Origin of the sequence: Luteimicrobium subarcticum (genome assembly GCF_002798015.1) — a bacterium.
GTDB lineage: Bacteria > Actinomycetota > Actinomycetes > Actinomycetales > Cellulomonadaceae > Luteimicrobium > Luteimicrobium subarcticum.
Genome location: NZ_PGTZ01000008.1, coordinates 139,367 through 153,126 on the forward strand (window position 1 = coordinate 139,367; position 13,760 = coordinate 153,126).

The 13,760-nt window shown below is 76.5% G+C and carries 9 protein-coding genes; 7 read left to right on the top strand and 2 right to left on the bottom strand.

The genetic code is table 11. The annotated features are described in order from the left end of the window. Nucleotides 1-26: 26 nt before the first annotated feature. Nucleotides 27-1,553: an MFS transporter gene (locus CLV34_RS09445; protein WP_100350048.1), complete on the bottom strand. Its 1,527-nt coding sequence runs from the start codon at nt 1,551-1,553 to the stop codon at nt 27-29. A gap of 102 nt (nt 1,554-1,655) precedes the next feature. Between CLV34_RS09445 and CLV34_RS09450 the strand changes: the two genes are divergently transcribed. From CLV34_RS09450 to CLV34_RS09460, 3 genes are read left to right on the top strand one after another with little or no spacing between them, the layout of a single operon-like run. Continuing rightward, nucleotides 1,656-3,233, top strand: coding sequence for a DUF3375 domain-containing protein (locus CLV34_RS09450; RefSeq protein ID WP_100350049.1), 1,578 nt, complete (start codon nt 1,656-1,658; stop codon nt 3,231-3,233). Further along, complete coding sequence (locus tag CLV34_RS09455; protein WP_100350050.1) at nt 3,230-3,970, top strand: DUF4194 domain-containing protein; 741 nt, start codon at nt 3,230-3,232, stop codon at nt 3,968-3,970. The genes CLV34_RS09450 and CLV34_RS09455 overlap by 4 nt, the downstream gene beginning before the upstream one ends. Then, nucleotides 3,967-7,293 carry an ATP-binding protein gene (locus tag CLV34_RS09460; protein ID WP_100350051.1) on the top strand — a complete coding sequence of 1,109 codons (3,327 nt, stop codon included), beginning with the start codon at nt 3,967-3,969 and terminating at the stop codon, nt 7,291-7,293. The genes CLV34_RS09455 and CLV34_RS09460 overlap by 4 nt, the downstream gene beginning before the upstream one ends. Here CLV34_RS09460 and CLV34_RS09465 read toward each other — a convergent pair. Further along, a complete protein-coding gene (locus tag CLV34_RS09465; RefSeq protein ID WP_100350052.1) occupies nt 7,290-8,993 on the bottom strand; it encodes a helicase HerA-like domain-containing protein in 1,704 nt (567 codons plus the stop codon). The genes CLV34_RS09460 and CLV34_RS09465 overlap by 4 nt on opposite strands. A gap of 23 nt (nt 8,994-9,016) precedes the next feature. On the opposite strand from CLV34_RS09465, the gene CLV34_RS09470 reads away from it, so the two are divergent. The 4 genes from CLV34_RS09470 (at nt 9,017) to holA (ending at nt 13,726) form a co-directional block, all read left to right on the top strand. After that, nucleotides 9,017-9,907: a DegV family protein gene (locus CLV34_RS09470; protein ID WP_100350053.1), complete on the top strand. Its 891-nt coding sequence runs from the start codon at nt 9,017-9,019 to the stop codon at nt 9,905-9,907. 98 nt (nt 9,908-10,005) lie between these two features. Then, nucleotides 10,006-11,124, top strand: coding sequence for a ComEA family DNA-binding protein (locus CLV34_RS16975; protein WP_245859147.1), 1,119 nt, complete (start codon nt 10,006-10,008; stop codon nt 11,122-11,124). After that, on the top strand, nt 11,121-12,782 hold the full coding sequence (locus CLV34_RS09480) for a ComEC/Rec2 family competence protein (RefSeq protein WP_100350054.1): 1,662 nt from the start codon (nt 11,121-11,123) through the stop codon (nt 12,780-12,782). The genes CLV34_RS16975 and CLV34_RS09480 overlap by 4 nt, the downstream gene beginning before the upstream one ends. Then, nucleotides 12,749-13,726 carry a DNA polymerase III subunit delta gene (holA, locus tag CLV34_RS09485; RefSeq protein ID WP_100350055.1) on the top strand — a complete coding sequence of 326 codons (978 nt, stop codon included), beginning with the start codon at nt 12,749-12,751 and terminating at the stop codon, nt 13,724-13,726. The genes CLV34_RS09480 and holA overlap by 34 nt, the downstream gene beginning before the upstream one ends. Nucleotides 13,727-13,760 lie beyond the last annotated feature (34 nt).

Consider the following 13,760-nt stretch of genomic DNA (forward strand, 5'->3'; position numbering starts at 1 on the left):
GTGCCTCCTCGGTGATGGCGTCGTCGTCACGCCGGCTGGGTGTGGGTGCCCTCAGGTACCGCTGGGGCCGGTGCCCCGGTACCGCTGGCGCTGGTGGGCAACGTGTGGAGGTGTGCGGCCGCGGCTGCGGCCGTGTCGAGCAGCGTGGCCCGGCCCGTGCGGACGCGGCGGATCGCGACGACGGCCACGAGCACGCCGAGCAGGCTGAGCGCCACCATGACCCACGATGCGGCCGCGAGGCCGGCCGCGAGGGCGTCGGGCGCAGACGCGCCGTCGGCGACATGGTTGGCGTCGACGGAGCCGTAGACGGTCGCGGCGAGCGCTGTGGCGACGGCCGCGCCGACGTAGCGCGCCATGTTGGAGACACCGGAGGCTGCGCCGACCTGCTCCTGGCGCACGGACGCGGTGGCCGCGGACGAGGCGGGGCCGTTGGACAACCCCATCCCGACCGCGATCGCGATCACTGGCAGCAGGAAGGCGACGTAGGCCCACGACGACTCCACGAACCCGATCGCGGCGAACCCGACCGTCATGAGCACGAAGCCGGCGCCGACGACCTGACGCCCGCCGAGCCGGCTCGCCAGTCGCGGGACGAGCGGCGCCACGACGACGAGGCCCGCCGTGGCGGGCAGCGTGGCGAGCCCCGCCTCGAGCGGGCTGAAGCCCAGCGCGTCCGGACTCTGGAAGTACAGGCTCAGCAGGTACATGAGGCCGTTGATGGTCCCGGCGCCGATGAGGATCGCGACGGTCGATCCCACCAGGATGCGGTTGCGCAGCAGGGAGAGGTCCAGCAGGGGCACCGCGACCCGCTTCTCGACGACGACGAACAGGACCCCGGCGACCACGCTCACGGCGAAGCATCCCAGCGTCGCCGCGGACGCCCAGCCCCAGTCGCCGCTCTTGCTGACGCCGAGGATCAACGGCATGAGCGTGAGCGCCACGAGCACGGAGCCCAGGTAGTCGATGTCGCGCGGTCGGTCGGGGTCGCTCGACTCCGCCACCGTCGCGTACGTCAGCACGATGCAGACCACGGCGACGGCCGCGTCGATCCAGAACAGGCCCTGCCAGCCCGTCGCGCCCACGAGGACGCCTCCCAGCAGCGGCCCTGCGGCCGCGCCGACGGCAGCGGCTGCGCCCCACAGGGAGACTGCCCTGAGCTGCCGTTCGCCCGACGTGGCCACCGACAGCAGGCTCAGGCCGCAGGCGAGGATCGTGGATCCCGCGGCACCCTGGACGAGGCGGCCCACGATGACCAGCCCGCCGGTCTGCGCGAGGGCGATCAGCACGCACGACAGCACGAACAGGGCGAGCCCGAGCTGGAACACCCGCTTGCGCCCGAAGACGTCGCCGAGGGAGCCGGCGGTGATGATCACGGCCGCGCCCACCAGCGAGTAGCCCGTCACGGCCCACTGCAGGGTCGCGACGGGGGTGCCCGTGTCGTCGCTGATCGCGGGCAGCAGGATGCTCACGGCGGAGGTGTTCGCGTTGACGACGAGCGTGGACAGACACGTCGCAGCGAGCACGCCCCCCGCGGCCTTGCCGCTCCCCGCCATGACGACTCCCCTCGCGACTGAGAACGACGGTAGACCGGAGCAGTCAGGCGCGCGATCCGACCTGCGAAGACGCCGGATCCGTCGGCCCCGTACCCTAGGGCCGTGGCTGCGAGGATCGAGGGTGCGTACGAGAGCGCCCGACGGGCCTTCGCCAGCCCGACCCTCGCCCTGCTGCACAAGCAGCGCGCACCCCTCGTCGTGACGCTGCTCGGCGCGCTCTTCACCGCCGACAGGGCCGCCGTGCCCGTCGCCGACGCGCACACCGAGGTCGGTGAGGCGCTCGCGGGGCTGCGCTCCGCCGGCTTCGACGACCTGCCCGACGCGTCCGCGCGCGACCTGTGCCGGCAGTGGGTCGCCGAGTCCTGGCTCGTGCGGCAGGTTGCGGACGACGGCACCGAGGAGTACCGGCTCACCGCGCACGCCGTGGAGGCCCTCGAGGTGGCCTGGCGGGCCGGCGGGCCCCGCACCCGCGTCACCCGGTCGCGCCTGCGCACCCTGCTCGACGCGGTCGAGCACCTCGCGCAGGAGGTCGACCCCGACGTCTCCGCGCGCCGGGACCGCATCGAGGCCGAGGTCGCGCGGCTCACCGCCGAGCTCGAGCACCTCGACGCGGGCGGGGCCGCCCCGACGGTCGCCGAGGACCAGTACGTCGAGGAGGCCGAGAACGTCCTCTTCCTCGTCCGGGAGCTGCCGGCCGACTTCGCCCGCGTGGCCGAGTCGATCAAGGGCCTCCAGCGGGAGGTCGTCGCCGGGCTGCGCCAGGACGAACGACCCACCGGCGAGGTGCTCGCCGCCTACCTCGAACGCGCCGAGCACCTGCTCGAGGCCACCGCCGAAGGTCGTGCGTTCGCCGGCGCGATGCGCCTGCTCGCTGACGCGGAACGCCTCGACGCGCTCGCCGCGGAGCTCGACCTGCTTCTGCGACACCCCTACGCCGACGCGCTCGACCCCGTCCAGCGCGCCGAGCTGCGCGGCATCACGCGCCGTATCGAGACCGGCCTCGACGCCGTCCTCACCCAGCAGCGCCGCACCTCGCACATCATCACCACCCAGGTGCGCCACCACGACCCGCTGCGCGACCGGCAGGTCGACGACCTGCTCCGCGAGGTCGTGTCGGCGCTCGCGGCGTGGGTGCCGTCCTCCCGTCGCGGCCAGGACGTCACGGCACTGCGCCGCCTGCCGCGCATCGACGCCGGGCGGCTGCGCGAGACCACCTGGGTGCCGGCGCGCAGCGCGCCGCCCGCCGACATCGACGTGTGGGACGACGACGCGGGGGCTGACGCGTCGCTCGCCGGCGCCCGGGCGTGGGGCGGCCCGCACTACGCGCGGCTGCTCGCGCACGCGACCGAGCACGCGGCCGCGACGCACGGGGGCCCGGGAGGCGCCCCGGCCGACGAGCTCGACGTCGCCGCGGTGTTCGAGTCCGCGCCGGGCGACCTGCGCCGGCCCGTCGACCTGCTCGGCTACCTCGAGCTGGCGCTCGGCGGTCCCGGGACGGACGCACCCGGGCTCCCGGCCGAGTCGACCCACCTGGGCCGGCTCGCGGGCGTCGAGCCCGAGGACGCCGTCGATGCGACCGAGCTGTCCGTCGTGACCGCGACCCGGCCCGACGGCACGACCCGACGGTTCGCCTTCGGCCGGACCACGCTGCGGCTCACGCCGCCCGAAGGAGACCGATGAGCACGACCGTGACCGACGACGCGCCCCGGGAGGGCGTGCCCGTCGCAGCGCCCGCCGACGGGTTCGTCGCGCCGCGGCCCGTCGAGTCCGACCTGCCGGAGGTGTTCCCCGGGGACACCGGGACGCTCGACGCGGAGGTGCGCGACGTGCTGGTGCGCGTGCTGCGGCAGCGGTACCTGTCCGCGGAGGCCACCCCGGCGCTGTGGCGCACGCTCGTCGCGCACCAGGGCGTCGTGGAGTCGCGCCTGCACGACCTCTACGTCCGCCTCGTGATCGACCACGACCGCGGGCTCGCGTACAAGCGGCAGGTCCGGGACGCCGACGTGCAGGTGCCCGTCCTGCTCCGCGACGAGCCGTACTCGCGCACCGAGACGCTGCTGCTCGTCCACCTGCGCACGCTCTACCAGCGCGAGCGGGGTGCGGGCGAGACGTCCGCGCGCGTCGACCTCGAGGACCTCGAGCAGACCGCGCTGAGCTACACCGACCCGGCGGAGACGAACCTCGCGGCCCGGCAGCGGGAGATCCGGTCCGCGGTCGCGCGGCTCGTGCGCGAGAAGGTGCTCGAGGAGGACAGCCAGGGCCGCTACCGCGTCCTGCCCGTCGTCGAGGTGCTGCTGTCCGTGGAGCGGCTCACCGAGCTGCTGCAGTGGCTGCGCGAGGACGGCGGCACGGCCTCCGACGACGGCCCCGGCCCGGACGGCACCGAGGGCGCCGACGACGAGGAGGACCTCGCATGAGCCTCATGGCCGACACCCTGTTCGGGCTCGTCCCCGTCGCGTCGAGCGGGCAGCAGTGGGTCGCGCGCGACCTGCAGGTCGTCAACTGGGGCGGGTACGACGGACGCCACCGCATCCGGCTCGCGTCGACCGCCACCCTCGTCTCGGGGGCGTCCGGCTCGGGCAAGTCGACGCTCCTGGACGCGTACGTGGCGCTCATGATGCCGCACACGACCCCGTTCAACGGGGCCTCGAACGGTGCCGTCGTCGGGCGTCCGCGGGGGCGGGACCAGCGCAACGTGCTCTCGTACGCGCGCGGCAAGATCGACGAGTCGCGCACCGAGGCAGGCACGCGCGAGCGCGTCCTGCGCGGCGCCGACGGCGACACGTGGTCGGCGGTCGCGATGACGTGGGCCGACCAGTCGGGGCGACGGTTCACCGCGCTGCGCGGCTGGTATGTCCCCGCCGGGGCGCAGCGCGTCGAGGACCTCGTCGCGGTCCGCGCCACCACCGATGCCGACCTGGACCTCGCCGACCTCGCGCCGTCGGCCGCGCGCCGGTTCCGCCGCACGGACCTCACGGCGCTCGGCCTCGTGTGCTACGACACCGACCGCGAGCTCACCGCGCGCCTCCACACGACCCTCGGGATCGGGGCGGCCGGCGGGGGAGCGAAGGCCGTCGGCCTGCTCGCGCGGATCCAGGCGGGCCAGCAGATCACGACCGTCGACGCCCTCTACAAGGCCATGGTGCTCGAGGAGCCGGAGACGCTCGCGGTCGCCGACGCCGCCGTCGAGCAGTTCGACAACCTCACCGAGGTGCGCGACCGGATGCTCGCGGCGCAGCGGCAGGTCCGCGCGCTGCGCCCGATCCGCGCCCACCGGGCCGCCGTCGACGCGGCCCGCGAGCGGACGGCCGTGGTGGACGCCGTCGGCGGCCCCGACGACCCCGCGTCCCCCTTCTGCGTGTGGCGCGACGAGCGCCGCCTCACCCTGCTGCGCGACGCCGAGGCCGAGCACGCCGCCACGGCGCGCCGGCTCACGGAGCACGCGGAGTCCGCCCGTGCCGTCGTCGTCGGGACGGAGCACGAGCACGACGCCCTGCGCGACGCGGTGCGGGCACAGGGCGGCGACCGGCTCGAGGCCGTCGAGCGCGAGCTCGCCCGGGCACAGGAGACGGCGGCGCGCGTGCGCGCCGAGCGTGCGCGGCTCGACCGCTGGCTCGCCGAGCTCGACGCGAGCGTGACGTCGCGTGCGGACCTCGACCGGCAGAGGGCCGCGTCCCGCGGGTTCGTCGCGGCGGCCGACGCGAGCCGCCGGACCGCGCGCGACGAGCGCCTCGCCGCCTACGAGGCCGTCACCCGGGCGCGCGCCGAGGCCGACCGGCTCGAGCGCGAGCACACGTCGCTCGGCCGGCGGCGGGGCAACGTGCCCGACGAGCTCCACCGGGCACGCGTCGCGCTCGCGCAGGCCGCCGGGCTGGACGTCGACGAGCTCCCGTTCGTCGCGGAGCTCGTCGAGGTCCGCACCGAGCACGAGCACTGGCGTGACGCGATCTCGCTCGCGCTGGGCGGCTTCGCGCTGACGCTGCTCGTCGACGCCGACCGTGTCGGCGCGTTCCGTGCGGCGATCGACGCGGTGCCGTCCGCGGTGCGGCTCCGGTTCGAGGGCGCGACCGTCGGGGTCGTGCACCACGGGAGCGTGGACGCGAGCCTGCTGCCCGGTCGCCTGGACCTGCGCGACGGACCGTTCACGGGGTGGCTCGCGGAACGGCTGGACGACCGGTTCGCGTACGTGTGCGTCGACGACGCGCGCGACCTCGGAACGCACGGTCTCGCCCTGACGCGCACCGGTCAGACGTCCGAGGGGCGGCGCGGCGCGCACGGCGGGCACGGGCGCGCGAGCGTCCTCGGCTTCTCCAACACGCGGCGCCTCGCTGACCTCGCGTCCCAGCTCGACGCCGCCCGCGAGGAGCTGCGGCTCGCGTCCGAGCGGTCCGAGGGCGTCGACCTGCGGGCCGCGGCCGCGGAGGAGCAGCGCGCCGTGCACGCCCAGGTCGCCGAGGCCGAGTGGGAGCGCGTCGACGTCGTGGGTGCGGAGCGCGCCGTCGCCGACTGGTCCGCGCAGCGCGACGCCCTGCACGCCGGCAGCGACACGCTGCGCGACCTCGAGGCGCGCCTGCGCGAGGTGGCGGCGCGGCTCGACACCCAGCGCCAGGACGCGGCGCGCGCCGCCGTCCGTCGTGACGACGCGCACGCCGCCTGGGAGCGTGCCACGGACGCCGTGGACGCCTGCCAGACGGCCCTCGACCGAGCCGCGGACAAGGGCGTCGAGGTCACGGCCGCGCAGCGCGACTACCTTGACGCGGGGTCGGGGGTGCCGCTCAGCCTGGACGGGTTCGACGGTGCGGTGCGCGCGCTCGCCGCGCAGACCGTGCACGAGCGGGCGCTCGCGGCGGCGGAGGAGCGCGCCGGGCTCGACGCGCTGGCGGCGATCTTCACGCACTTCACCGACACGTGGCCGAACCCGGACCTCGGCACGGACCCGGACGCGTCGTACGCCGACTTCGACCGCCTGCTCGCGACGGTCGAGAGCGAGGGCCTGCACGAGCTCGAGGGCCGCTGGTCGCGCAGCCTCGCGCAGCTCTCGGGCAACGACCTCACGATCCTGCACGCCGCGATCGGGCGGTCCGTGCGCGAGATCACGGAGCGCATCGAGCCGGTGAACGCGATCCTCGCGGACCTCCCGTTCGCGGACGCCGACCACCGGCTCCGGATCGACGCGCGTCCGGTCGAGTCGGCGGTCGTGGCGCGGTTCCGCAAGGCGCTGCGGGAGCTCGCCACGGACCCGACGAGCAAGCGGACCGAGGCGGAGCAGGAGGCGCGGTTCGCCCGGATGGCCCGACTGATCGACCGCATCCGCCGCACCAGCCCGGACTTCGCGGACCTCGTCGACGTGCGCCGGCACGTGCGCGTCAGCGCCGAGAAGGTCGACCTGGCGGGTCGGCACGTCGCGCTCTACGACCACATCGGCGAGAAGTCCGGCGGTGAGTCGCAGGAGCTCGTCGCGTTCATCGTCGGGGCCGCGCTGCGCTACCAGCTCGGCGACGCCGCGGCCGAGCGTCCCCGCTACGCCCCCGTGTTCCTCGACGAGGCGCTCATCAAGGCCGACGCCCGGTTCGCCGGCCGTGCGGTGGGGGCGTGGCGCGGGCTGGGGTTCCAGCTCGTCATCGGCGCGCCGCTCGACAAGGTGGGCGCCCTCGAACCCTTTGTCGACGCGGCCTACGAGGTCGTCAAGACGCCCGACGGACGCTCGCGCCCGCTCGCGGTCGTCGGGCTCGACGACTAGCGGCGGCGGCGCGTGCCGAACAGGCTGCGGGTGATCTCGCGGCCCAGCGTGGACGCCATCGACCCGAGGAGCCGGTCCACCGACGACGACGCCGTCCGTGCCGCACCGTCGCTCCGACCGCTCGTCGGGGTGCGCTGCGTCGTCGTCGCCCGGTCCACCTCGGCCTGCGCGGCAGGGGCGTGCTCGGCGGCGATCCGGGCGGCCAGGACCTCGAAGGCGGACTCGTTGTCGACCGCGGTGCCGTAGCGCGCCTGGAGCGGTGAGCCGGCCACCAGCGCGTCGAGCGCGTCGGCCGGGGCGGGCGACATCGACGACTGCGGTGCTCGCACCCGCGTCCACGCGACCGGGGTCGGCGCGCCCTTCTCGGTGAGGACCGTGACCACGGCCTCGCCCGTGCCGAGGGACTGCAGGAGCTGCTCGAGGTCGTACGGCGACCGGGGGAACGTGCGGACGGCGGCCCGCAGCGCCTTCGCGTCGTCGGGCGTGAACGCGCGCAGCGCGTGCTGGACCCGGTTGCCGAGCTGGGCGAGGACGTCGGCCGGGACGTCCTTCGGGCTCTGCGTCACGAAGAACACGCCGACGCCCTTGGACCGGATGAGCCGGACCGTCTGCACGACCTGCTCGAGAAACGCCTTCGACGCGCCCGCGAACAGCAGGTGCGCCTCGTCGAAGAAGAACACGAGCCGCGGACGGTCGGCGTCCCCGACCTCGGGCAGGTCGTGGTAGAGGTCCGCGAGCAGCCACATGAGGAACGTCGAGAACAGGGCCGGGCGGTCCTGGACGTCCGGCAGCTCGAGGCACGACACGACGCCGCGCCCGTCCGCGGTGGTGCGCAGCAGGTCCGCGGTGTCGAAGGCCGGCTCGCCGAAGAACACGTCCGCACCCTGCGCCTGGAGCGCCGTGATCTCCCGCAGGATGACGCCGGCGGTCGCGGCCGAGACCCCGCCGACTCCCTTCAGCTCGGCCCTGCCCTCGTCGGACGTCAGGAACGCGACGGTGGCCTGCAGGTCCTTGAGGTCGAGCAGCGCGAGCCCCTGCGTGTCCGCCCAGTGGAAGACGAGGCCGAGGCTCGACTCCTGGGTGTCGTTGAGGCCCAGCACCTTGGCGAGCAGCAGCGGACCGAAGTCCGTGACCGTCGTGCGGACCGGCACCCCGTGCCCGAGCCCGCCCAGCGAGTACGCCTCCACCGGGAAGGCCGTAGGCGCCCACTCCTGCCCCACGGACGCGGCCCGCTCCGCCACCCGGGCGTCGTCCGGACCCGCGACCGCGAGGCCCGACAGGTCGCCCTTGACGTCCGCGAGGAACACCGGCACGCCCGCCGCCGACAGGCCCTCCGCCATGCCCTGGAGCGTCTTCGTCTTGCCCGTGCCGGTGGCGCCCGCGACGAGCCCGTGGCGGTTGAGCATCGACAGCGCGAACCCCACCTGCGTGCCCGGGTCCGGAGCGGCCGGGGCCCCGTCCGCCGCGACGAGCAGCGCGCCGAGCGGCAGCGTCCCACCCGGGGCCGCGTACGCCGCGCGGACCTCGGCGGCGTACGGGTCGTCGGACGCGGCGGGTGGAGCGTCCTCCGCGCCGGCCAGCGCCGCGTCGAGCGCGGCCTGCGCCGCAGCGGCGCGCGCCTCGGCAGCCTGCGCCGCCGCCTCCGCTGCGGCGGCGCGGAGCGCGGCGATGTCGTCCGGACGAGGTGCGTCGTCGGCCATGCTCGCATCCTAGGGTGGGGGTGATGAGACCGCCGCGCACCGCCTCGCCCTCCGTCGTCCTCGGACGACGCCGTGCCCGCCACCGGGTGCGCGTCGTCACCGACTCGACGGCGTCCCTGCCGCCCGAGCTGCGCGCGGGGGCGATCGTCGTGCCGCTCACCGTCGTGGTGGACGGCACGTCGGGGCGCGAAGGCGAGGACATCGACGCCGACGAGATCGCGGCCGCGCTCGCGTCCGGCGCGCGGGTCAGCACGTCGCAGCCCCCGCGGGCCGCGTTCGAGGCCGCGTACGCGCAGGCCGCGGCCGGGGGCGCGACCGGTGTCGTGTCGGTGCACCTGTCCGGCGAGCTCTCCGGCACGGTCCACCAGGCGGCCGCCGCGGCGGCGACGGCAGCCCTCCCGGTGCGTGTCGTCGACTCCCGGACGTCCGGGCTGGCGCTCGGCTTCGCCGTCCGGCAGGGCGCCCTCGCGGCTGCCGAGGGGGCGGCCGGGGACGACGTGGCGCGGCGCGCTGTGCGTGTGGCGGCGTCGAGCCGCGCGATCTTCATGGTCGACTCGCTCGACCACCTGCGCCGCGGTGGGCGGATCTCTGCGCCTGCCGCTGCGCTGGGCACGGTCCTCGGGGTGCGCCCGCTCCTGCGGGTGCGCGACGGACGCATCGAGGTGGTCCAGCGGGTCCGCACGCGCGCCGCCGCGGTCGACCGGCTCGTCGGCGTCGCGGTCGAGTCTGCCGGACGCCGCGTGAGCCCGCTGCTCGCGGTGCACCACGTCGGACCGCCCGAGCTCGCGTTCGAGACCGCGCGCGAGCTCGAGGAGCAGACCGGCTGCCAGGTCGTCGTGTCGCCGCTCAGTGCCGTCCTCGCGGCGCACGTCGGACCCGGCACGCTCGCGATCGTGGTCGCCGAGGGCGCCTGACCTCTCCACAGGCCCCCTGACCGGAGGGCCCTCCACGTGCGCGGTCCCTCAGGGACCGCGGCGTCGGCCGCGGGGCGACGTGCGTCTAGGTTCTCGCCGTGCCGATCTCCCGACCCGCCGCCGCCCTCCGCCGCGGGGAGCCCGCCCGACGTCACGTCGGTCGCCCGCGTCCCGGGCCGCTCCGGGACCGTGGCTCGACCGGCGACGCCCGCGACCGGGGTCTCCGCCTCGCCGACGGGCGCCCCCTCGCCCCTGTCGTCGACACGTCGGTCGACGCGGTGCGGGACGGCGTCCACGGCGACCCGTCGGGCGGCGCCGTGGATGCGAGCGCTCCCGACGACTGGAGCCCCGTGCTCCACGACGTCCCGGCCGGCGCGGTGGCCGCCGACCCGGACCCCGACGCCGATCTCGCGACGCGCTGGCGCCAGGGCGCCCTGACCGCGGTGGCGACGGCGTACGGGTCGGCGCACGGCCACCCGCTCACGCCGCACGAGACGCGCCCCGCGCCCCGGCGCTGGACCCTCGACGTCCGGACGGCAGCCGTCGCCCTCGCCGCACTCGTGGCCGTCGCGGCAGCCGTCGTGGCCGTGGCCGTCGGACGTGGCGCCGGTGACCCGATCCTCGGCGCTGCTCCGGCCGTCAGCTTCCCCGCACCCGCGGCGGAGGCCGCGCCCGGCTCGTCGGGTGGCGGCACGCAGCGCACGCCGGGTGCCGGCGGAGACACGGGTGCCGCAGCCGGCAGCGCGGTGGTCGTGGACGTCGTCGGTGCGGTCCGGCACCCGGGCGTCCGCACGCTCACGACGGGCGCCCGCGTCGCGGACGCGATCGCCGCGGCCGGCGGCGCCACCGGAGCTGCCGACGTCGAGCAGCTCAACCTCGCACGGCCGGTCGTCGACGGGGAGCAGGTCCGGGTGCCGCGTCACGGGGAGCAGCTCGTCCTCGACGGTGCGACCCCAGCCGCCGGCGGCGGGGGCGGCACGGGGGGCGCCGCGGACGGGGCGACCGGTACGACCGCGCCCGGTCCGGGCCTCGTCGACCTCAACACGGCCGACGTCGCGACCCTCGACGGCCTGCCCGGCATCGGCCCCGTGATCGCCCAGCGGATCGTCGACCGGCGCACGCAGGTGGGCGCCTTCACCTCGGTCGACCAGCTCGAGGAGGTGTCGGGCGTCGGCCCGGTGCTGCTCGCCAAGGTGCGTGACCTGGTGCGCGTGTGACCACGGACCTGCGCCTCGCTCCCGCCGCGCTCGTCGCGTGGGCCGTCGCCTGGTGGGCCGTGGCGCGCGACGGTCCGGGCCGCGTGGCGCTCGGTGCGGCCGTCCTGCTGGTCACGGCGCTCGCGGCCGGTGTCGGCCCACGCCGCTTCCCGGCCCCGGCGCCCGCCCGGGATCCCCGAGGCGGCACGGGGGACGGTGCTCGCGCGGGCCGGGTCACGGTCTCCGTGGCGTTCGCGCTCGCCGTGGGCGCGACCGTGCTCGCCGTCACCGCGTGCCAGCTCGCGGTGCGGGACGCGTCGGGCCTGCGCGCCGGGGCGGCGGCGGGTCGCGTGGTGACCGTGGACGCCGTGGTCCGCGACGACCCGACCCCGATCGCGTCGCCGTGGGGCGGAGACCCGCTCGTGCTCGTCCTGGTCGACGCCCGGACGGTCACGCTCGACGGCGACACGCGCCGCGCGGCCGCACCCGTGCTGGTGCGCGGTGACGGCGCGTGGGCGGACGCGCGGGTCGGGGAGCGGGTGCGGGTCACGGGCTCGCTCGCCCCCGCGGAGGCGGGGGAGCGGGCGGTCGCCGTCCTGCGGCCCACCGGCGGACGGGTCACCGTCCACGGGGCCACCGGGCCGCTCCGCGTCGTCGACGACCTGCGCGCGGGGCTCGTGACGGTGACGGACGACCTCTCGACGCAGGCCCGAGCCCTCGTCCCCGGCGTCGCGGTCGGCGACGTCACGCGCCTCGACCCGGATCTCGCCGATGCCATGAAGACGTCCGGTCTCACGCACGTGACCGCTGTCTCGGGAGGGCACTTCGCGATCGTGGCAGCCGTGCTCGCGGGGTTGTGCGGGGTCGCGCGGCTCGGCCGGTGGGCGCGCCTCGCCGTCCTCGGGCCGTGCCTGTCGGGGTTCGTGCTGCTCGTGCGCCCCGACCCGAGCGTCGTGCGCTCCGCCGCCATGTGCGGGGTCACGCTCGTCGCGCTGTGCCTCGGGCGGCCCGCCCGCTCGGTCCCGTCGCTGTGCGCGGGGTCGGTCGTCCTGCTGCTCGCGGACCCGTGGCTCGCCCGCAGCTACGGGTTCGTCCTGTCGGCGTCGGCCACGGCGGGGATCGTCCTCGGCACCGGGCCGCTCGCGCGCCGTCTGGAGTCGGGGATGCCGCGGCTGTTCCCGCGGCCCGTCGCGCTCGCCGTCGCCGTGCCGTGCGCCGCGCAGGCGGCGTGCGGTCCCGTCCTGGTGCTGCTGGCGCCGACGCTGCCCGTCTACGCGGTGCCGGCGAACCTCGTCGCGGAGCCGGCCCTGGTGCCCGCGACGCTCCTGGGGGTCGCCGCGACGCTGGTCGCCCCGTGGTGGGGCGCAGGCGCCCACGCGATCGCCTGGTGCGCAGGGCTCGCGACGTGGTGGGTCGCCCAGGTGGCGACGGTCGCGTCGCAGCTGCCCGGCGCCCGGGCTCCGTGGTTGCCAGGCCTGCCCGGGGCGGCGCTGCTCGCGGGCGTCACCGTCGTGGTGGCCGCGGCCGCGGTGCTGTCGCCGTGGGCGGGGCGTGGCAGGCTTGCCGGGTGCCTCCCGCTGCTCGGTCCAACCGTCCCGCCCGACCCTCTGCCCGTCCCGGCGCGCGAGGCGGGGCACCGGCCGGGGTGGCGCTCGCCGACCTCGCCCTCGCCCCCGTGACGCTCGTCAGCGGGACGGAGGCGCTCTTCGCCGAACGAGCGGTCGACCGCGCGGTCGCGCTCGCCCGCGAGGCCGCGGCGGCGCAGGGTGACTCGCTCGAGCGGGTGGACCTCGCCGGGCCGACGTACGAGGCCGGCCGCCTGTCCGTCGCGGCGAGCCCGTCCCTGTTCGCGGAGCCCCGCGTGGTCGTCGTGGACGACGCCCAGCTCGCGACCGACGCCCTCGTGGAGGACGTGACCGCGTACGTCGCCGCGCCCGAGGCCGACGTGTCGCTCGTCGTCGTGCACCGCGGCGGGCAGCGCGGCAAGCGGATGCTCGACGCCATCAAGGCGTCGGGCGCGCCCGTCGTCGTGTGCGACGCGATCAAGAAGGACTCCGAGAAAGAGGACTTCGTGCGCGCCGAGATGCGTGCGGCGGGCCGGCGCGTCGACGCCCCGGCGGTGCAGGCCCTGGTCGGCGCCCTCGGCTCCGACCTGCGCGAGCTCGCGTCCGCGTGCGCGCAGCTCGTCGCCGACACGAGCGGCACGATCACCGAGTCCGTCGTCGACCGCTACTACGGCGGACGTCAGGAGGTCACGGGCTTCAAGGTCGCCGACGCGGCCGCCGCGGGCCGCAGCGCCGACGCGGTGACGCTGCTGCGGCACGCGGTCGCGTCCGGCGTGGATCCCGTGGTGCTCGTCGCCGCGCTCGCGCTCAAGCTGCGTCAGCTCGCCAAGGTCGCCGCGACCCGGTCGTCCGGCGGCCCGAGCCCGCAGCAGCTCGGCCTCGCGCCCTGGCAGGTCGACCGGGCACGCAAGGAGCTCACCCGGTGGACGCCCGAGGGCCTGGCCACCGCGATCACGGCCGTCGCGCGCGCCGACGAGGAGGTCAAGGGCGGCAGCCGCGACCCGGTCTTCGCGGTCGAGCGGGCGGTGCTGACCGTCTCCCGGGCGACGGGCCGCTGATCCGGGAGACGGGCCGCTGAACGGTCCGCGCTGC

Bases quoted from the DNA above. Each gene is read 5' to 3' on its own strand.
- CLV34_RS09445 (WP_100350048.1), bottom strand. From the start codon at position 1,553: ATGGCGGGGAGCGGCAAGGCCGCGGGGGGCGTGCTCGCTGCGACGTGT.
- CLV34_RS09455 (WP_100350050.1), top strand. From the start codon at position 3,230: ATGAGCACGACCGTGACCGACGACGCGCCCCGGGAGGGCGTGCCCGTC.
- CLV34_RS09460 (WP_100350051.1), top strand. From the start codon at position 3,967: ATGAGCCTCATGGCCGACACCCTGTTCGGGCTCGTCCCCGTCGCGTCG.
- CLV34_RS09465 (WP_100350052.1), bottom strand. From the start codon at position 8,993: ATGGCCGACGACGCACCTCGTCCGGACGACATCGCCGCGCTCCGCGCC.
- CLV34_RS09470 (WP_100350053.1), top strand. From the start codon at position 9,017: ATGAGACCGCCGCGCACCGCCTCGCCCTCCGTCGTCCTCGGACGACGC.